General features: G+C 58.9%; 16 protein-coding genes, 1 tRNA gene and 6 pseudogenes. 14 read left to right on the forward strand and 9 right to left on the reverse strand.

Going from position 1 to position 18,413, the window contains the following annotated elements; genetic code table 11:
- Positions 1-352: 352 nt before the first annotated feature.
- From U5G49_RS35695 to U5G49_RS35705, 3 genes and pseudogenes are all read left to right on the forward strand, one after another.
- A pseudogene (locus U5G49_RS35695) lies at positions 353-637 on the forward strand (IS66 family transposase); the annotation flags it as partial.
- A gap of 249 nt (positions 638-886) precedes the next feature.
- Positions 887-2,314 carry an ISNCY family transposase gene (locus tag U5G49_RS35700; protein ID WP_322790964.1) on the forward strand — a complete coding sequence of 476 codons (1,428 nt, stop codon included), beginning with the start codon at positions 887-889 and terminating at the stop codon, positions 2,312-2,314.
- A 246-nt stretch (positions 2,315-2,560) separates the two neighbouring features.
- Positions 2,561-3,571: an IS30 family transposase gene (locus U5G49_RS35705; RefSeq protein ID WP_284200511.1), complete on the forward strand. Its 1,011-nt coding sequence runs from the start codon at positions 2,561-2,563 to the stop codon at positions 3,569-3,571.
- Between the two features lie 141 nt (positions 3,572-3,712).
- Here U5G49_RS35705 and U5G49_RS35710 read toward each other — a convergent pair.
- Positions 3,713-4,111 (reverse strand): annotated as a pseudogene (locus U5G49_RS35710) (IS30 family transposase); the annotation flags it as partial.
- On the opposite strand from U5G49_RS35710, the pseudogene U5G49_RS35715 reads away from it, so the two are divergent.
- The 6 genes and pseudogenes from U5G49_RS35715 to U5G49_RS35740 all read left to right on the forward strand — a co-directional run.
- Positions 4,099-4,609: pseudogene (locus U5G49_RS35715) on the forward strand (ISNCY family transposase); the annotation flags it as partial. The pseudogenes U5G49_RS35710 and U5G49_RS35715 overlap by 13 nt on opposite strands.
- Positions 4,610-4,962 (forward strand): annotated as a pseudogene (locus U5G49_RS35720) (transposase); the annotation flags it as partial. It lies immediately after the preceding pseudogene.
- A 120-nt stretch (positions 4,963-5,082) separates the two neighbouring features.
- Entirely contained in the window at positions 5,083-5,433 is a 351-nt protein-coding gene (locus tag U5G49_RS35725) for a transposase (RefSeq protein WP_082935752.1), read from the forward strand.
- Positions 5,430-5,774 (forward strand): IS66 family insertion sequence element accessory protein TnpB, encoded by a 345-nt coding sequence (gene tnpB, locus U5G49_RS35730; protein ID WP_003592504.1) that lies wholly within the window; start codon positions 5,430-5,432, stop codon positions 5,772-5,774. Before U5G49_RS35725 ends, tnpB (U5G49_RS35730) begins: the two co-directional genes overlap by 4 nt.
- A 74-nt stretch (positions 5,775-5,848) precedes the next feature.
- Entirely contained in the window at positions 5,849-7,441 is a 1,593-nt protein-coding gene (locus U5G49_RS35735) for an IS66-like element ISRle3 family transposase (RefSeq protein ID WP_130820205.1), read from the forward strand.
- Between the two features lie 124 nt (positions 7,442-7,565).
- Positions 7,566-7,874 (forward strand): hypothetical protein, encoded by a 309-nt coding sequence (locus tag U5G49_RS35740; protein WP_193446732.1) that lies wholly within the window; start codon positions 7,566-7,568, stop codon positions 7,872-7,874.
- 38 nt (positions 7,875-7,912) lie between these two features.
- Here U5G49_RS35740 and U5G49_RS35745 read toward each other — a convergent pair.
- A pseudogene (locus U5G49_RS35745) lies at positions 7,913-8,197 on the reverse strand (transposase domain-containing protein); the annotation flags it as partial.
- Position 8,198: 1 nt separating this feature from the next.
- Positions 8,199-8,594: a hypothetical protein gene (locus U5G49_RS35750; protein ID WP_097543928.1), complete on the reverse strand. Its 396-nt coding sequence runs from the start codon at positions 8,592-8,594 to the stop codon at positions 8,199-8,201.
- A 151-nt stretch (positions 8,595-8,745) separates the two neighbouring features.
- Between U5G49_RS35750 and U5G49_RS35755 the strand changes: the two genes are divergently transcribed.
- Positions 8,746-9,048 (forward strand): hypothetical protein, encoded by a 303-nt coding sequence (locus U5G49_RS35755; protein ID WP_097543929.1) that lies wholly within the window; start codon positions 8,746-8,748, stop codon positions 9,046-9,048.
- Between the two features lie 335 nt (positions 9,049-9,383).
- On the opposite strand, the gene U5G49_RS35760 is transcribed toward U5G49_RS35755, so the two are convergent.
- From U5G49_RS35760 to U5G49_RS35780, 5 genes and pseudogenes are all read right to left on the reverse strand, one after another.
- Positions 9,384-9,478: transfer RNA gene (locus U5G49_RS35760), tRNA-OTHER, on the reverse strand.
- Positions 9,479-9,787: 309 nt separating this feature from the next.
- Positions 9,788-11,317 carry an IS66 family transposase gene (tnpC, locus tag U5G49_RS35765; protein WP_097543930.1) on the reverse strand — a complete coding sequence of 510 codons (1,530 nt, stop codon included), beginning with the start codon at positions 11,315-11,317 and terminating at the stop codon, positions 9,788-9,790.
- Between the two features lie 68 nt (positions 11,318-11,385).
- Entirely contained in the window at positions 11,386-11,739 is a 354-nt protein-coding gene (gene tnpB / locus U5G49_RS35770) for an IS66 family insertion sequence element accessory protein TnpB (protein WP_193446731.1), read from the reverse strand.
- Entirely contained in the window at positions 11,736-12,122 is a 387-nt protein-coding gene (gene tnpA / locus U5G49_RS35775; protein ID WP_193446730.1) for an IS66-like element accessory protein TnpA, read from the reverse strand. Before tnpA ends, tnpB (U5G49_RS35770) begins: the two co-directional genes overlap by 4 nt.
- 82 nt (positions 12,123-12,204) lie before the next feature.
- Positions 12,205-12,552: pseudogene (locus tag U5G49_RS35780) on the reverse strand (RHE_PE00001 family protein); the annotation flags it as partial.
- Between the two features lie 14 nt (positions 12,553-12,566).
- Between U5G49_RS35780 and U5G49_RS35785 the strand changes: the two are divergent.
- The 4 genes from U5G49_RS35785 to U5G49_RS35800 all read left to right on the forward strand — a co-directional run bounded on the left by U5G49_RS35785 (position 12,567) and on the right by U5G49_RS35800 (position 18,008).
- Positions 12,567-14,267, forward strand: coding sequence for an IS66 family transposase (locus U5G49_RS35785; RefSeq protein ID WP_322790965.1), 1,701 nt, complete (start codon positions 12,567-12,569; stop codon positions 14,265-14,267).
- Between the two features lie 325 nt (positions 14,268-14,592).
- On the forward strand, positions 14,593-15,741 hold the full coding sequence (locus U5G49_RS35790) for a site-specific integrase (RefSeq protein WP_193444887.1): 1,149 nt from the start codon (positions 14,593-14,595) through the stop codon (positions 15,739-15,741).
- A 303-nt stretch (positions 15,742-16,044) separates the two neighbouring features.
- On the forward strand, positions 16,045-16,656 hold the full coding sequence (locus U5G49_RS35795; protein WP_193444886.1) for a type II toxin-antitoxin system Y4mF family antitoxin: 612 nt from the start codon (positions 16,045-16,047) through the stop codon (positions 16,654-16,656).
- Complete coding sequence (locus tag U5G49_RS35800; RefSeq protein WP_193444885.1) at positions 16,656-18,008, forward strand: HipA domain-containing protein; 1,353 nt, start codon at positions 16,656-16,658, stop codon at positions 18,006-18,008. The genes U5G49_RS35795 and U5G49_RS35800 overlap by 1 nt, the downstream gene beginning before the upstream one ends.
- A gap of 165 nt (positions 18,009-18,173) precedes the next feature.
- Here the strand turns inward: U5G49_RS35800 and U5G49_RS35805 are convergent, their stop codons facing one another.
- Positions 18,174-18,410, reverse strand: a complete 237-nt coding sequence (locus U5G49_RS35805; RefSeq protein WP_193444884.1) for a hypothetical protein — start codon at positions 18,408-18,410, stop codon at positions 18,174-18,176.
- Positions 18,411-18,413 lie beyond the last annotated feature (3 nt).

Below are 18,413 nucleotides of genomic sequence, written 5' to 3' on the forward strand. Positions count from 1 at the left end.
ACCGTATGTGAGGTTGTATATGCTCGAAGTGGCCGGCAGAAATATCGAACTCAGACTTGGATCCGAAATGAGGAAGCCAACATGCCACCTTTATGGCTGTTGACGCCAAACTCCTCATGTGAGAGAGATCCGGGCGCCGAACACCTTTCGTGCCAACATGCCACGGCCTACCGCGGCAGGAAGCCATGTCGTGGCTTGTCATGTGCGCGCTCGGTGCCGGCATATCCATTCCGCCGACCTCAGCTGCTAATTCTCCTCTCGGTGCTGCGGTTTGACCCCGCGTTACTACACGGACACCAATCATCATCCAAATTCGCTGACAGGAAGAGAAAATGGACGAGCCAATTCGCTAGCTCTTAATCGGCGGGAGGCCTTCGAAGAGTTCCTCCATGACGGGCGCATCGAGATAGACTCCCACTTGTTGAGCGTGCAATCAGGCCTCAGGCAATTGTCTGGAAGAGTATAGCCTATTTGCCGGAAATGACCGGCGGCGGAAGGACGTGGGCCACGCTCTCTACGCTCATCCAGTCCGCCAAGATGAACGAAGTCGGATCAGCTGGCTAGGCTGACGCAGACGCCTGCGTATCGCTGCAGGTTGGCATCGAGCGAGATCGACGCTCTGATGCCGTGGAACTTCAAGAAGTCAGGCACCGAGCCAAGGCTGATATGCGCATCCGTCCGAAATATTGCACGTAGATTTGGCAGGGTTAACAGTTCCATAAGATATCTTATGCCACTTTTGCATGTAAGGGCTATTTAGTAATGCGACAGTTGGGCCAGTTAGAGATGCGACAGTCTCGCCTCTCGACGCGCTGGTCAATGTCAACGTTGGGAGCAAGGATGACGACCTTCAGCCTGGTCGAGACCATGAGCGGTCGGAGTCGTCATGTCCTTTATGATCACCATGTCGCAGAAAGAGTTGCATCGCCTCGAAGTCATCCAGAAGATCCGTGACCAACGCCTGAGCGTCGTCCAGGCCGGCGAACTGCTTGGGCTTAGCCGAAGTCAGGTCCATCGGCTGCTGCAGGCCTATGACCGAGATGGTCCAGCCGGACTTGTTTCCAAGAAGCGATCACAGCCGAGCAATCGGCGCCATAGCGAGGAGTTTCGCAATGCGGCGCTCGACCTGATCCGCGAACGTTATCTGGATTTCGGTCCGACGCTGGCGCGCGAGAAGCTGATCGAACTGCATCGCATCTCGGTCGCCAAGGAGACGCTACGGCAATGGATGACAGAGGCCGGCATCTGGATCTCGCGGCGTGAGCGAAAGAAGCGGGTTTTCCAACCGCGCGGCCGACGCGACTGCTTTGGCGAACTCGTGCAGATCGATGGTTCGCATCACTGGTGGTTCGAGAACCGCGGCCCCAAATGCGCCCTGCTCGTCTATATCGATGACGCCACCGGCAAGCTTTTGCATTTGCGCTTTGCCGGATCGGAGAACACGTTCGACTATCTGCATGCGACGAAGGCCTATCTGCAGCAATGGGGCAAGCCGCTGGCCTTCTACAGCGACAAGCACGGCGTTTTTCGCTCCACCCATGCGTCGGAGAAAGACCGCACGAGCGGCCTGACGCAGTTCGGTCGGGCGCTCTATGAGCTGAACATCGATATCATCTGCGCCAACACCCCGCAGGCCAAGGGCCGGGTGGAGCGTGCCAACCAGACACTGCAGGATCGGCTGGTCAAGGAGATGCGGCTTCGCGGCATCGATACGATCGAAGCTGCCAATGCCTATGCGCCTGAGTTCATTGCGGATTTCAATTCTCGTTTCGGCAAGCAACCGCGCAATCCGAAGGACATGCACCGGTCGCTGGCCGACCATGAGAACCTCGATGGTGCCATGTGCCGGAAGGAAGTGCGCACGCTGTCGCAATCCCTGACGCTACGCTACGACAAGGTGCTGTTCATTCTTGATCCGACGGACCTTTCTAGGCTGCTGGCGGGAAAGAAGGTCGTTGTCTGCGACTACCCGGATGGCCGCCTCGAGATCATGCACGAGAGCTTCACCCTCCCCTACAGAACCTTCGACAAGTTGCGATCGGTCCATCGAGCCGAGGTCGTTGAGAACAAGCGTTTGGACGACGTGCTGTCGATCGTCGCCGAGCTGCAGGCCGGGCGCGAACAGCAGCGTAGCAAGAGCGGCCCTCGCCGCACTGGCCAGACGGATCATATGTTCGGTATTCCCGATGGCAGCCAGGGCAATGGTTATCAGAAGCGTGGCCGCAAGCCTGGCCGGCGGACGGACTTCATGAATGATCCAAAGGTCATCGCAAAAAGGCAGAAGGCGCTGGCACGAATGGAGGCAGCAGAATAAATGGGGCACTCATAATCTCAAAGCTAAAGCCGAAGTGCTGCTCCTCACCCGCCCCCGCTCCTCCCTTGCAACCCGGCCCAGCCGGTCGGATCGTGGGCTGATCGGCGGAGCCGGTGTCGCGTTTCTAACTGGCTGACAGCGTCGCGCATCTAATCAGCTTTGACATTGCATGTAGCCGGGTGGGTTCAAGGATGAAGTGCGACTTGCGAAAGATGCCAATGGGTTATCGCTCGCAAGGAAAGCGCAATGAGACACACCTACTCCCATATCGACTTGGATGAACGCCGCAAGATCGCTCGCTGGCGGACGGCCGGCATCAGCGTCGAGATCATCGCCGAGAAACTCGGGCGGCATCGCTCAACGATCTTTCGTGAGCTCAAGCGCAACACGTTCGTCGACAAGCTGATACCGGATCTCAACGGCTATTACTGCGTGACGGCCCATGACATGGCTTGTGAGCGTCGTGCCAAGTTGCGAAAGCTGGCGCGGTTCTCACATGTGCGGCAGTCCGTGATCGACCGGATCCTGCACGGATGGTCGCCCCAGCAGATCGCTGGTCGCATGCGGCTGGAGCGTCATCCGATCTCGGTCAGCCACGAAACGATCTACAAGTTCGCCTATTCCGCAGATGGTCAGGCCATCAAGCTGTGGCGGCACCTGCCGGAACACCGGGCCAGGCGCCGGCCGCGACATGCTCGACGTCGACACGGCCAGCGCTTCAGCCCGGAATTGAACATCCTGCGCCGCCCGGACGTCGTTGCCGATCGCAAGCAGTTCGGGCACTGGGAATGCGACCTGATCCAGTTCCGCAAGAAATTCGGCAAGGCCAATGTGACATCGCTCGTCGAACGGGTCAGCCGCTTTGCGATCTTCCTTCGCAACAACGATCGGCAATCCCGGCCTGTCATGGACGGGCTGATCCGCGCGCTGCAATCCCTGCCCCATCTTGCCCGCCGCTCGATCACCTTCGATCGCGGCACCGAGTTCACCGACTGGCCGTATCTGCAAGCAAACATCGGCACCCAGACCTGGTTCTGCGATCCGCAATCGCCTTGGCAGAAAGGCACCGTCGAAAACACCAATGGGCGAGTTCGCAAATGGCTTTCGAGAGAGGTCGATCCCTTGTCGGTGACGGACGCAGACCTTCTTGCGGTTTGCAACCGGCTGAACTCAACACCGCGGAAATGCCTCGGCTACCGAACACCGGCAGAGGTCTTTCGAAAGAAATTGCTCGCCCAGATGAGACATGCCGGATAGCTTGAAGTTCTCCGCAAGTCGCGTCTCAGCATGAACTCACACGGGTACATTCTATTTCCAAGTGCGACATGCCAGTAATTTCAATGGCTTCACTTTGGAGATTTTGGCATGTCTCGATGCTATACGCAGATCACCCTCGCCGGAGCGCAATGGACGACGTTTGCGGCGCGCTTCGGGCAGATGGCGATAGAGGCCTAGCTCATACTCTTCCTTGCTGTAGATGAAGCGATAGATCGTCTCTTTGCAGACACGAACAAGACTTAGCCCCTCCGAAAGCAGGCGTCCGGCAATCTGTTCTGGAGACCAGCGAGCCTCCAACTGGTTGATGATCTCTGTGCGCAAAGTTGGGTGGCGCCGCAGCTTTCTCAGCCGGCGTCGCCGCTCCTTGGAGATATCGTGAGCAACTGTGCTGTAGTACCCGTCGTAGTCCGGCAGTTCACGGTCATGAAACGTATTGCGCTTGATCTCGCGGTAAATGGTCGAGCGATGACGTCCAAGCTGACGTGCCATCTCGTTTACCGGAACCTTTGCCGCCACCAGATGGGTTGCGGGTGTCGCGCGAGACGTTGCGCAGCTGGATGGTGGATGCGGGCCTGTGGCTCTCGCGCAAGCAGCGGCGGACGTTTCATCAGCCGCGCTTGCGGCGTGAAGCCTATGGCGAGCTGGTGCAGATCGACGGGTCCGAGCATCGCTGGTTCGAGGACCGCGGTGATCCATGCTCGCTGCTGGTGTTCGTCGACGATGCGACGGGCAAGCTGATGCAGTTGCGCTTCGTGCGCTCGGAAAGCGCCTTCAGCTATTTCGAGGCGCTGGCGCTTTACCTGCGCGATCACGGCGCGCCTGTGGTCTTCTACTCCGACAAGCATTCGGTGTTCCGGGTGGCGAAGAAGGAGGCCAAGGGTGGCCAGGGCATGACCCAGTTCGGGCGGGCGCTTTGTGAGCTAAACAATTCTCTGCGCAAACTCAAGCCAGGCCAAGGGCCGCGTCGAGCGGATGAACCGGACATTGCAGGACCGGCTGATCAAGGAAATGCGGTTAGAGATCTGCCGGAGGGCAGGAATCAGCCAGGCGACCTACTTCAATTGGAAGAAGAAATATGCCGGCATGTTGCCGCCGGAGATGAAGAAGCTGAAGCAACTCGAGGACGAGAACGCACGGCTGAAGAAGATCGTCGCGGACCTAACACTCGACCGTGAGATGCTGCAGGACGTCATTCGCCGAAAGCTCTAAGGCCTGCTCGCAAGCGGGAGGTGGTGAAGGGCATGTGCCGCGATTGGGCGATCTCGATCCGGCGTGCCTGTGGGGCGCTGAACTTCGATCGTTCAAGCTACCACTACACCTCTCGCCGTGCCGATCAGGCCGGCCTGGAACGTCGTATTCGCGAGATCTGCGGTAAGCGACAAGCTGACCCCATCTGGCGTCAGATGCGTTGGCCGCTGTATTGCGGACAGACGATTCACAAACTGTGAGCTTCTATGTCTGCGCCTAGCTCTGGAACTAGAAACTTCCATATGATCGAGGCTGTTCCGGAACGGCTTGAGGGCGCCCCACGGCAATTTCGGCGCCGCTGGTCCGATGATTTTAAAGCGCGGGCTGTGGCTGAGGCAATGGAGCCCGGCGCAAGCGTCTCGGCCATTGCGCATCGCATCGGCATACATCCCTCGCAGCTATTTGGCTGGCGTCGTGATGCTCGTGACGGACAACGATCCTCCTCGCAAGATCGGGCTGGTCAGACAGAGACTGGGACGATTGGCACACGTGCGATGATCGAGCTTATCATCGGCGACGTCGTTATCCGGGCCGACGCAGATATCGGCGAAGCACACCTGCAGCGGGTGATCCGAGCGGTGCGGTCGGCATGATCCCGTCCGGCGTGAAGGTCTTTCTTGCGAGCCATCCCATCGACTTCCGAAAGGGGCCGGACAGCTTGCTTTCGCTGGTACGGGATGCTGGCAGTGATCCGTTCAACGGTGCACTTTATGTCTTTCGGGCCAAGAGAGCAGACCGAGTCAAGATCGTGTGGTGGGATGGCTCCGGCGTTTGCCTCTATGCGAAGCGGCTGGAAAAAGCCCAGTTCTGCTGGCCCCGGATCGGCCATCATCGCGTCCAGCTCAATCATGCCCAGCTTCTGGCTTTAGTCGACGGAATGGACTGGAAGCGGGTTCGATCCACGCCGGTGAAGCCTCCCGAGATTGTTGGGTAAAACCGCTGCGGCGAAGTGAATCAGGTCCCTGAAAACATGGGCGGAGCGCGGCAAAATATGCTCTGATCATACCCATGACGCGGCCCGAGATTGAGCTCCCGGATGATGTAGAGGCTCTCAAAGCCATGGTTCTTGCCATGGCCGCAAAAGCAGCCCGCGTCGAGGCTTTGGAGAAGCAGGTTGACGATCTAGAGGCCCGCAACGCGGACGCCGATGAGCGCATCGAGCGGCTGACGCAGATCCTGAAGGCTTTCGATCGCGCCCGATTTGGCCGACGCTCGGAAAGGCTTGCGTCATCCACCGTCGATGACGAGCAGCATGCCTTTGTCTTCGAAGAGATCGAGACCGGCATTGCGACGATCAAGGCTCAGGTCACGAAAGGCCGCGGTAGCGCGGACAGCAAACGCGCTCCGCGGCCACGCAAGGGCTTTGCGCCTCATCTTGAGCGCGTCGAGGTCGTGATCGAACCGGAAGAGCTTCCAGAACATGCAGGTAAGACCAAAATCCTGATTGGAGAAGACGTCTCCGAGCGGCTGGATGTCGTGGCAGCGAAGTTCCGTGTCATCGTCACCCGCCGGCCGAAGTATGCCTTTAGGAATGAGGATGGTGTCGTCCAGGCGGCGGCTCCGGCACATATCATCGAAGGTGGCATTCCGACGGAAGCACTTCTGGCCCAGATCGCCGTTTCCAAATATGCCGACGGGCTGCCACTCTATCGCCAGGAAGCCATCTACGCACGCGACAAGGTCGAACTCGACCGCAAGCTGATGGCTCAATGGATGGGCAAGCTGGGGTTCGAGCTCAATATCCTCGCCGACTACATCCTCGATGAGATCAAGAAGGCCGAACGGATCTTTGCCGACGAAACGACCTTGCCCACACTTGCACCTGGTTCCGGATCAGCGAAGACGGCATGGCTATGGGCGTATGCCAGGGATGACCGGACTTTTGGGGGCAGCGGTCCACCGATGGTAGCCTATCGCTTCGAGGACAGTCGAGCCACCGAGTGTGTCGCACGACACCTGAGCGGCTATCGTGGAATCCTGCAGGTCGACGGATATGCCGCTTATAACAAGCTCGTCCGGAAAGATGGAGGCAATGACAGCGCCATCCTGGCCGGCTGCTGGTCGCACAGCCGGAGAAAGTTCTACGAGTTGCATGTCGCAAAGAGCTCGAAAATCGCTACCGACACCGTCGAGCGTATGGCGAGGTTATGGGAGATCGAGGAGCGTGTGCGCGGCCAAAACCCTGAAGCTCGTGTCGCTGCACGCCAGGAGATCTCCGCAGCGATCGTCCGTGACCTCTTCACTCTCTGGCAGGCGACCCTGCCGCGGGTCTCTGGAAAATCCAAACTCGCCGAAGCTCTGCGGTATGCCATCTCGCGTCGAGACATCTTCGAGCGCTTCCTGACCGACGGCCGCATCGAACTCGACTCCAACATAGTCGAGCGAGCAATCAGACCCCAAGCGATCACGAGAAAAAATAGTCTATTCGCTGGAAGCGACGGTGGCGGCCGGACTTGGGCGACCATCGCGACGCTCCTGCAAACGGCAAAGATGAATGCAGTCGATCCGCAAGCTTGGTTGACCCAGACGCTTGAGCGCCTTGCGAATGGATGGCCCAGCAGTGAAATCGACGCGCTCATGCCATGGAACTACGCCGCCTGAACGGCCCCGGCTTGTCGCTTACGGTACACTACGATTTTTCTTTGATTTTGGGGCTGGCGGGTGCTTGTGGGCGGGTGATGATGCTACCCGATCCAAATTGGGCGTCGGACCGCTTGATGCGACCGTGTATGACCTTCAAGGGGATGTCGCACTTCCCCCCCGGCTTTTATTGCCAAGCAACGTTCACTCGCTCATCAACCGTCTTGATCAAGAATATCTTAGCTACCTCAACCCATTGTATCCACCTGATCCAAGCCTCTGGACGCAAGCGAGGTGCGACCGCTTCAATAGCGATGTGGACCAGCTTCTGCTTTTGCTTCAGGTCGAGTTGGGTGCCAACTTCGTGATTATCGATCAGCAGAAACGCCATGCCGAGGACCCGGCTCTTGGCGAATTCCTCGTCGCGAATCCCAATCAGAAGCCAATGCCCTAGAAATAGTCGGGATGGCTGTAATGGGCCGACAGCGGACTTCAGCCGTGTGTTCGCTCCGGGTACTTCCACGGCATCAGCTCGCCGATCCGGCTCTGCTTGTGGCCATTCACGAGGCGGGTGAGCGTGGCGGACAGGTACGCGAACGGATCGACGGCATTGAGCTTGCAGGTTTCTATCAGCGAGGCAATGGTCGCCCAGCTCTCCGCTCCTGCATCGTGCCCGGCGAAGAGAGCGTTCTTCCGATTTAATGCTATCGGTCGGATGGTTCTCTCGACGGTGTTGTTGTCGATCTCGACGCGGCCGTCGGTCAGGAAGGTGCAGAGCTTACCTCCTCCCAATCATTATCTTAGTTTCGAGTTGCCGCCCCCGCATGTTGAGATAAACACGCCCATTCGCGCCTCTGAAAGCCAAGCCAAACTTCAAAACTTCGGTACTTGTGTCGGGATTATCTCCGCCGTCTATAAATTTTTCGACGTAATTCATCAGAGGTTGAACGGTATAATAGTCGTTTGCCCAGTCGCTAATCTGTTTGTACAGGACGGCGTCTATGCGTTTTCCTTCCGGGGTAAAGTCGACCGAATACCTGCTCGTCGCGTGGGCGAGGTTCAGCGTAGTGAGAAGCTCGATAAACTTTGGCCTCTCCTCATAGTTGAGTTGATTGTCCCGAAAGCCACGGACAGCGTCAACGTGTTCTTTCGGAAAGTCGTCGATTGAATCCATGTACGGCGAGCCCAGTGCATTGCCAGAACGCTTCAATGTGGCAGGAACGGATTTCAACAACAAGATAGAATGGGCCCAAAATCTCGCGGTAGTAGCTATGCAAGGTAGGCGTTCTGACGGAAGAAGAGACTAAAAACAGATCGGAGTCGCCGTGTTCACATTGATCGTTGACTACGCCATCGCACCTGATGGCGGCTCGCTCGCTCTGTCGGTTGAGCGACTTGACGGAAAAACGGAGTGCTTCGTCATCAACCGCTCCTTCGCTTCTCACGGGACGCCAGACTATAACGCAGTCAGCTCGAATCTCCGTTCCCTGTCCGCGAACGAATGTGAAGAAATCGCGAGACATCTGGAGGAGCTTGTTGTCGACTCGACTTCAATCGATCTGGTCACGGAGTTTATCAAAACCTTGAAAGCGCATTCTGGCAAAACACCTGAGCCGCCCGCACATTGACAATAAAGTTGCGTTCAAAGGAAATGGCTCGACAGCGGACCGAAGCGGAAATGAGCCCGCCATATGCACCAGCGGGATCGTTGCAGCTTTGTTCGAGGTCGGCTGCGAGTTGATCGCGGCCGCCGTTATCGTTCGCCATGACGACAGATGATTTGGCGTCAGCCTCACGACGAACCCTGATACACGCTTACAGCGTTGCGACAGGTCGATCAGCTCATTCGTGGGCACACGGGTGTAACCTCCGCTTCATGAAGATGGTAGATGGCGAAGCCCAGATCGAATTGTCGAGTAAGGCCACTGGCGAGAAGCCGGTGGCCCCCTACTGCAACGAAAGAAGTAAGGCGACAGGATTCGAACCTGCGCGAGCCCGAAAGCCCGGAGCGGGTCCCGTTGGACAGCCGCCCGCGATAAGCCACTCCGCCACGCCTCCTCTAAGATAGCATACGGATACCGCTATCTGAACCAGCTATTCAATTTCACAACGCTTTGACCAGATTTGCGGTAGGGCAGCATCCATCCCAGTCATCGTGACGCATCTGTTCGACCGCCGGTTTCGCTCCTCAGCGCGGCCCCGACACCGTTCTACGACTGGAGAAACTCCCTTGGCTCATCCAGCCAATCACAGATCACGGTCAATACAACATGGGGTAGAACATCGCTTACCACGCACACACCCTATCGGGCCGATGATTTTGTTCAAACAGTCAGATTTCCCAGCCTGACGAATATCTCCTCGCCTTCATATACAGCGCCATGGCATCAGCTCGTCGATCCGGCTCTGCTTGTGGCCATTGACGATGGAGGTGAGCGTGGTTGTCAGGTAGGCGAACGGATCGACAGCGTTGAGCTTGCAGGTCTCGATCAGTGAGGCAATAACCGCCCAGTTCTCCGCTCCAGCATCGTGTCCGGCGAAGAGAGCATTCTTACGACTGAGGGCAATCGGACGGATTGTTCGCTCGACAGTGTTGTTGTCGATCTCGATGCGGCCATCGATGAGGAAGATACAGAGGCCATCCCAGTATTTGGCGATATAGGCGAGCGCCTCGCCGAGCGGAGACTTACCAGCGACGCGGGCGCGATGATGCGTCAGCCAAGTTCGCATGTCTGTGATCAACGCTGCGGATCGTTCCTGCCGCCCGGCGAGGCGAGCTTCGGCAGGAAGTCGGCGCAGCTCTGCTTCGATCCGATAGAGTTCGCCGATCCGTCTCACGCCTTCCTCTGCAATGGGTGCTGACCCGGTGCGGGTGATCTCGACCAGCTTGCGACGAGCATGCGCCCAACAATAGGCAAGCCGAATGTCCGTTCCAACGCGATCCGGTGCGATCAGCCGATTGTATCCGGCATATCCATCGACCTGAAGAATGCCCGTAAAGCCTTGTAAAATCCTCTCGGCATGTAGTCCGCCGCGACCAGGAGCATAGGTGAAGGCGACGCCTGGCGGCGCACCTCCGCCCCAAGGGCGGTCATCGCGGGCCAGCGCCCAGAAGTATCCGGTTTTGGTTTTGCGGGAGCCAGGATCGAGGACCGGCGCACGGGTCTCGTCCATGAACAGCTTCGTCGACCGCTTCAGGTCGGCGATCAAAGCGTCGAAGACCGGACGTAGTTCGAACGCCGCCCGGCCGACCCAATCCGAGAGCGTGGAGCGGTCGAGATCAATACCCTGTCTGCCCATGATCTGGGCCTGGCGGTAGAGCGGCAGATGATCGGCGTACTTCGACACCAGCACATGCGCGATGGTCGCCTCCGTCGGCAACCCGGCCTGGATCAATCGTGCAGGCGCTGGAGCCTGAGATACGCCGTCGGTGCAGGCACGGCAGGCGTATTTGGGGCGACGGGTAACAATGACGCGGAACTGCGCCGGAATGATATCCAGCCGCTCGGACACGTCTTCGCCGATGCAATGGAGACCTCCGCCGCAGGCGCAGATCCGGCTTTCCGGTTCGATGATCTCTTCTATCCGTGGAAGATGAGCTGGAAGAGAGCCACGATTGGCGACGCGAGGTTTGGGCTGTGGCTTACCCTGAGGGCTATCGGCTTCATCTTCGGCATGGACGGCCGCAATGGCCGTTTCCAGGTCCTCCAGTGCGAGATCGAATTGCTCGGGATCGGCCTTCTCGGATTTGCGGCCAAAGGCTGCCTGCTTGAAAGCAGCGACCAAATTCTCCAGCCGCTCGATCCGCTCATCCTTACGGACTTCACGCGCCTGCGCTGCGATCAGCATCGCCTTCAAGGCAGCAATATCGTCCGGCAAATCGGCGGCGTCCAACATGGTGGAAATTTATCAAATTCTGCCTCGTCTCGCCGCCGGAATTTGTCGCCCGAGTCATCGTGACGCATCTATTCGATGGCTTCAGGCGCTCTCGTCTCCACGGAACGGACCCGACGCCAGTCGAGCCCTGCAAACAGAGCCTCGAACTGAGCATGGCCCAACGTCATCAGGCCATCCCTGATGCCCGGCCAAGTGAACGTGTGCTCCTCCAGCCGCTTGTAGGCCATCACCAGACCGCTGCCATCCCAGTAGATCAGCTTCAACCGATCCGCTTTGCGCGACCGGAACACGAAGACCGTCCCGGTAAACGGGTCCTTGTGCAGCTCGTTCTTGACCAATGCCGTCAATCCATCATGGCCCTTGCGGAAGTCGACCGGCTTGGTGGCAACCATGATCCGAACCCGGTTCGATGGAAAGATCATGCCGGAACCGCGCAAGCACGCGCGACAGCGGCGATCCGGGCGGCAGACGCGCCTTCTTCCAGACGTATCGTGACCGCGCCGACGATGATCTCCGGACGGCTGGCTTTCTTGATCGGTCGCTCCGAGGAGGGTGGATCGACGATAACCGCTGCGAACTCTACCGCATCCTCGGGTGCAGGTAGAACCAGCTTGCCCTGCCGCGCCATCGTTCGCCAGGTGGAGAGATGGTTCGGCTTCAAGCCGTGGCGCTCTGCGACCTCATTGACCATCGCGCCTGGCCGAAGGCTTTCCGAAACGATCTGCGCCTTGACCTCGTCAGGCCACTGCCGATGCACCTCACGTCCAGACCTTCTGGTCGTGAGAACCTCCAATGTACTCTCCATGGAGAAACTCCCGTTGCTCGTCCATGGATAGGCGATCACAGATCAGCGCGGCGAGGACAAGGTGGGAGCGGAACACCGGTTACAAAGTTCGGATACCCTCTGACGACAACGCCCAATCCGGCGACTGCGCGGCAATGCGCCGGCGGGTTCGCAACACGTCGCGGGCAATGGTGAGTTCATGGGTGGGTGTGCGGGTATCGCGAAACGCGTCGTGGAGGACGAGGTCTTCGAGGTGGACAAGTTCGCCGTCGATCCACAGTGAGGCGCAGGCGTCGGTGAAGTGGGCACGCTCGAGGAAGCCCGTTCCGACCGGAGAGCGCGTAATCCGTTCGTCCAGGCGCGTGAGCGCGAGACCGGCGTCGAAAGCCGGCCGCATCAGTAACTGGAGCAGATCTGGTGGCAGAAGGGATTCCTGTTTTTTGTGAATCATGATTCACTTCCTTTATGACGAAGCGCCGCCTCCCCATGGCCGAGCATGCCGACACGCTGTCGCTGAAGGCGCTGCGGGAGTTGGTGACTGGTCTGGTGGAGCGGGCTGATCGGGCAGAAATCCGGATCGAGAAGCTTGAGGCTGACAACCGAAAGCTTCGTGAAGACAACGACCTGCTCAGGGTAGAGAACACGCGGCTGAAGGTCGACAACCAGCTTCTGCGCGACGAGATTGCGCGGCTCAAAAACCTGCCGCCACGCCCACCCTTCAGGCCGTCGGGTATGGACCAGGCAACGAGTGACAAAACGGTTGCCGGCAGCCGAAAGCCTGCGCGGCGTCGCGGGCCGAAAGGCGACAAGAGCAGCGTCACGCGCGAAGAGGTGCTGCCTGCCAACGCACCACCCGGATCGCGCTTCAAGGGCTACAAGGATTGCGTGGTGCGGGATCTGGTTGTGCGGGCCGAAGTGGTGCGCTATCGCCGCGAATGCTGGGTGGCTCCGGATGGACGCACGATCGTCGCGCCGCTGCCTGCGGGGATAAAGGGCGGCTACGGCGCCAGTCTGCGTCGCTTCTGCCTGATGCTTCATAGCCATGGGCAGGTGACGACGCAGCGATTGACGACCTTGCTGAACGATGTCGGTATCGAGATTACAGCGTCATCGCTAGCGATGATCGCGACCAAACGCCAGGTCATCCGGTTTTTGACAGAGCGGCTGGATGGCTTTCATGCCGAGGATGCTGCCGTGCTGCTTGCGGGCCTGATCTCGGCTCCCTTTGTCACGGTTGACGACACTGGCGCCCGTCATGCCAACCGCAATTTCCACACGACACAAATCGGCGGCGAACATTTCACTGCCTTCCGCACGGCGCCGTCGAAGTCGCGGCTGAACTTTCTGGCCCTGCTGCGCGGCAACTATCAGGACTATGTTCTCAACGATGCCGCCTTCACCTTTCTGGAAGACCGTCAGGTCGACCCCGCCCTTCTGGCGCGGTTGAAGACACGCCAATCGCGGCGGTTTGCCAATCAAGTTCCGTTTCTCGAGTATCTGGCCGCCAATGGTATCGACATCTTCGACAAAGAAATAATCCGCCCGTTTGCCGAGGCCGGCATCTGGGGCGCCATCCGCCATCATGGTCTGGTCGGCAATGCGGTGATTGTCTCCGACGATGCCGGACAGTTCCGCGTCGGCACCCATGCGCTGTGCTGGGTCCACGCCGAACGGTTGCTGCACAAACTGATGCCGGCGACACCCGGCCAAGTACGGCATGTCGAAACCCTGCGGGATCTCATCTGGCGCTTTTACAAGGCCCTGAAAGCCTATCAGCGAAGACCTGATCCGCGTGCAGCCCGGAGCCTTCAGGCCCGGTTCGATCGGATTTTCTCGCTGCGCACCGGTTATGGCGACCTCGACAAACTGCTGTTTCGACTGAGACGCCGCAAGGCAGAACTGCTGCGGGTTCTCGAGCGGCCTGAAACCCCGCTCCATACCAATGCGTCGGAAAGAGATCTGCGCGGACTTGTCATCAAGCGAAAGATTTCCGGCGGCACGGTCAGTCGCGACGGTCGCCAAGCGCGTGACAGCATGCTCGGCCTGATGAAGACCTGCCAAAAGCTCGGCCTGTCGTTCTGGCACTATCTCGGCGATCGGCTGGGGATCAGTGACGAAGATCATGCTGTTGCACCCCTCGCCTCCCTGGTTGCAGCTCGCGCCTGAACGCTCTCGGCCCTTCGAGCACCCTGCTCGGCGTCAGACATGCTGATTGTGTCGGCATGGCCACCAAATCAGCCCCGCTTACCCGAAACAGGATCTGGACGGGCAACTTCGACAAATCGTAAGACGCTGAAATCATGGTAAACTTGCCATTAACCAGAAGCGACATCGAGCATTGCTTCCGCTGCTGCTGATGATTGGAGGGTGCCGTTCTAACCATCGATAAGTATAGGTTATCGATGGTAGTTGATCTGGAGTCGCAAATCAGCAAGAATCGGGGCATATCACGGCCCTGGAGGCCGCCGAATACAGCGATTTTGGAGCGTCCGTGGCCAAATCCAAGACATCACTCACCGCCGTCGAGCGGCGCGCCGAAGAGCTCGACACCATCGCTGCCGTGCTGCCGATCGAGCGCCGCGACGAGCTCGCCGAGCTGCTCACCGACCAGGATGTCGAGACGCTGCGCCATCTCGTCAACCAGGGCATGGGCGACAACACACTTCGCGCCCTGACCTCGGATCTCGCCTATCTCGAAGCCTGGGGACTGGCGGCCACCGGAAAATCGCTGCCCTGGCCGGCGCCCGAGGCGCTGCTGCTCAAATTCGTCGCCCATCACCTCTGGGACCCGCAACGCCGCGACACCGATCCCGACCACGGCATGCCGGCCGACGTCGACGAGAACCTTCGAAGCCAAGGTTTCCTCAAATCCGTCGGTCCGCACGCGCCCGCAACGGTGCGCCGGCGGCTGGCGAACTGGTCGACACTGACCAAATGGCGCGGTTTTGACGGGGCCTTCGCCTCCCCTGCCCTCAAGTCCGCCATCCGCCTTGCGGTTCGCGCCGTCCCCCGGACGCGGGGTCGCAAGAGCGCCAAGGCGGTCACCGGCGACGTGCTGGCAAAGCTGCTGGCGACCTGCGCCACCGACAGCCTGCGCGATCTGCGGGACCGGGCAATCCTGATGGTCGCGTTTGCCTCCGGCGGCCGGAGGCGCAGCGAGGTCGCCGGGCTGCGCCGCGAGCAACTGACCGTCGAGCCGCCGATCCTGATCGAAAATGGCGCCCCCCTCCCCTCTCTCGCCATCCATCTCGGCCGCACCAAAACCACCTCCGGCGAACAGGACGATGTCGTCTATCTGACCGGCCGGCCGGTGGAGGCGCTCAACGCCTGGATCGCGGCCGCGAAGATCGACAGTGGAAGCGTGTTTCGGGGGATCGGGCGGTGGGGGACCGTTGCGCGCCGTGCGCTCGATCCGCAGTCAGTTAATGCAATCCTCAAGCAAAGGGCTGAGATCGCTGGGTTGGACACTAGCGAGTTCTCTGCGCACGGCTTACGGTCGGGATACCTTACTGAGGCCGCCAATCGCGGTGTCCCCCTACCAGAGGCCATGGAGCAGTCGCGTCATCGCTCGGTGCAGCAAGCATCGAGCTATTATAACAGTGCGACGCGCCGCAGCGGTCGAGCGGCGAGAATGCTTTGATCAAGATGTGTGCTAAATAACTGATAATTTTGGATGATCGGATGTCCCTGTCATTATATTGAATGGCCAAATCATCGGAAAACAACGAATTCATCGTCAATAGAGCTCAGCGCCGTGCTCCGCGCGGCCCTATGGAGGGCGCCGGAAGCTGCTCCCGAGCGGGAACGAATGGTTTCGGTGCGCACGAACTACGATCATCGATGTTCCCGTACAGTAACAGAAAATTTGTCTTGCTCCCGTAAGGGTGCAAGACCGCTTGTGATCATTCAATGAAGGTGATATGTTCCCGCTCGGGAGCAAAGGATGATGAAATTGCCTAAGAAATCGTTCGACTCAGTGAGTGAAATCCAGAAGTTGGTCGACCAAGCCACCCCGGCGATGGAGCTAGCCCGCACGCTGGCCTCGATCGACGCGCCCGCGCAAGCCTCAAAGAATCTCAGTAAGAGTTTGAATGCAAACCCCGATCTTATGAAGTCGATCGAGCCTGCATCCGAGATTGCCAGGCGGCTGACGCAGCATTCGGACATGACCAACAAACTGACCGAGGGATCGCCGAAGATAGATCTAAACCTCCCAGATATCTCCGCAAAGATAAAGACCTCCTTGCCAAAGCAATTGGCGGATCTCTCGGCCCAACCAGCCGCGCATGCCCCGCTCGCCATGCCAAAAGCGAGTCCAGAGGCCTTCACACAAGCGGACGTCCAACTCGATAGCATCGGCGATCTTGGGCGCATGGTCCGCCGCCTTCGGGAGCGCCGGAAATTGTCGCAGCAGGAGTTTGCAGATCTCGCAGGAGTTGGACGCCGGTTTATCTCTGAACTGGAAAACGGCAAGCCGACGCTGGAATTCGCAAAAGTTCTCCAGGTCGCTCGCGCGGCCGGGATATCTCTTATCGCGCGCGGCCGATTGCTGTAATGGAAGCCCTAGCTCTCGACGTCCGCCTGGACACCTCCGCCGACCCGGTGGGAGTTCTCGTCCGAGATCAACGTGGCGGTCTGGCATTCGCCTATAGCGAAGCTTATGTCTCACAACCAGGCGCGATATCTCTGTCTCTCTCCCTGCCCCTGACACCAGAGCCGTTTGAAGAGGCCGTCACCCGGCCCTTCTTTGACAACCTGCTCCAGGAGCGTGATGGCGCGCTCTCCGACATCATGGCTCGCGAAGCTATTGCTCGTGATGATATTGCGGGCTTGTTGTTTCATCTCGGCAAGGATTGCGCAGGCGCCCTCTCGGTTCTACCCGTTGGCTCACCTCCAACCAAGGTGCCCGGAGACTATCAGAAAGACTACCAGCCGATCGAGGGCGACCGACTGGACGCGATCGTTGAGTCGCTCCACAAGCGACGACGATTGCCTGCGGGTACCGATGACCCCTCCCCTCTTGCTGGCATGCAGAGCAAAATCGCTCTCACTGTCCTGCCCGACGGATCTCTCGCCGAGCCCGTGCCCAGTTCTGGCGCGCCGACGACCCACATTTTGAAAGTTCCGGACCAAGACCATATCCACGATGGGTCTCTCGAGTATGAGGCAATGCGACTGTCTCAGGAGATCGGGTTTTCAACCGCGGATGTCTCACTGCTCCCAATCGCCGGCGTCAACGTGCTCCTGGTCACGCGGTTCGATCGCGCTCGTGACAAAGACGGTCGCATCGTCCGAATTCATCAGGAGGACTTCGCGCAGGCCCTTGGCCTCCCCTCGGCACTCAAATACGAACGGCGAGGAGCTCCCGGTCGGCGTTTTGATGTCGACGCGGTCCGGAGGATTCTCGATGCGACTTCCGATCCCGCTGTCGAAAGAGAACTCTTCATTCAAGCGACGCTTTTTGACCTGTTCGTCGGGAACGTCGATGCCCACGCCAAGAACTTCGCGCTTCTCCATGAGCCAGGCGGGGGGATCAGTACTTCACCCCGCTACGATATTCTCCCCACGCGTCTCGACGACACACTCACCGACGAACTTGCCTACAAAATTGGCGATGCCACGACTCTGGACGAGATACGGAAGGAAGATATTGATCTCTTCCTCAAGACTGTTGGCATTCCCAGTGCCGCGGCGCGCCAACGCCTTGCGAAAAGGTATGCCACAGAGGTCGCAAACAAGCTTGCCGGACACCTGGACCGGGTTGGCAAGGGCGGGCAGAAGCCGCTCGCCGATCTCATTGCCTCCAACATGCGCACGCTTCTCGGCGCGCTGGATATCGAGGTCCCCGACCCAGCGAAAGACCGTGACGCGTATATTGGACGAGCCGGTGGGTGGCTGTTAAGTTAAGGGTATCCGCATGATCGAGACGAGATGTCGGCTCCATGGCAGGTTGATTGTATCTCGCCTCTCACATCTAGGGCGAAATCGAGCCGCGGATTGTGGCGAAACACTGACGCCGTTACTCAACTCGCTAGGCCGATGAGCCGATTCTGTTCGTCTGAGTCGCATAACTCATTGCGAGCGCGTGGCTGCCCATACAACGTCGACACCGTCTAGAAAATTCGCGCGTCTCTGTGCGCCAAGGCGCTCGATATTTACCTGACGGTCGACGTCGCCCTTGATCGTTTCGAAATGGCCGTAAACATACCCATCTTCACAGCCGACAAAGTTCAGCTCTTCGCCACAGTAGCCCTGGGTCCTGGGGAAGCCCCGCCCCTTTTGGCGTATCTTTTGGATCTCACCCGCCATAGT

The sequence above is a fragment of the Rhizobium indigoferae genome (assembly GCF_034554815.1).
In the GTDB taxonomy this organism is placed as follows: Bacteria; Pseudomonadota; Alphaproteobacteria; order Rhizobiales; family Rhizobiaceae; genus Rhizobium; species Rhizobium leguminosarum.

Excerpts from the sequence above, each read along its gene's own strand:
- tnpB (WP_193446731.1), bottom strand. The coding sequence starts at position 11,739 with ATGATCTTTCCATCGAACCGGGTTCGGATCATGGTTGCCACCAAGCCG.
- U5G49_RS35705 (WP_284200511.1), top strand. The coding sequence starts at position 2,561 with ATGAGACACACCTACTCCCATATCGACTTGGATGAACGCCGCAAGATC.
- U5G49_RS35725 (WP_082935752.1), top strand. The coding sequence starts at position 5,083 with ATGATCGAGGCTGTTCCGGAACGGCTTGAGGGCGCCCCACGGCAATTT.
- U5G49_RS35785 (WP_322790965.1), top strand. The coding sequence starts at position 12,567 with ATGACGAAGCGCCGCCTCCCCATGGCCGAGCATGCCGACACGCTGTCG.
- U5G49_RS35800 (WP_193444885.1), top strand. The coding sequence starts at position 16,656 with ATGGAAGCCCTAGCTCTCGACGTCCGCCTGGACACCTCCGCCGACCCG.
- U5G49_RS35795 (WP_193444886.1), top strand. The coding sequence starts at position 16,045 with ATGATGAAATTGCCTAAGAAATCGTTCGACTCAGTGAGTGAAATCCAG.
- tnpB (WP_003592504.1), top strand. The coding sequence starts at position 5,430 with ATGATCCCGTCCGGCGTGAAGGTCTTTCTTGCGAGCCATCCCATCGAC.
- U5G49_RS35735 (WP_130820205.1), top strand. The coding sequence starts at position 5,849 with ATGACGCGGCCCGAGATTGAGCTCCCGGATGATGTAGAGGCTCTCAAA.
- tnpA (WP_193446730.1), bottom strand. The coding sequence starts at position 12,122 with ATGGAGAGTACATTGGAGGTTCTCACGACCAGAAGGTCTGGACGTGAG.
- U5G49_RS35700 (WP_322790964.1), top strand. The coding sequence starts at position 887 with ATGTCCTTTATGATCACCATGTCGCAGAAAGAGTTGCATCGCCTCGAA.
- U5G49_RS35750 (WP_097543928.1), bottom strand. The coding sequence starts at position 8,594 with ATGGATTCAATCGACGACTTTCCGAAAGAACACGTTGACGCTGTCCGT.
- tnpC (WP_097543930.1), bottom strand. The coding sequence starts at position 11,317 with ATGTTGGACGCCGCCGATTTGCCGGACGATATTGCTGCCTTGAAGGCG.
- U5G49_RS35805 (WP_193444884.1), bottom strand. The coding sequence starts at position 18,410 with ATGGCGGGTGAGATCCAAAAGATACGCCAAAAGGGGCGGGGCTTCCCC.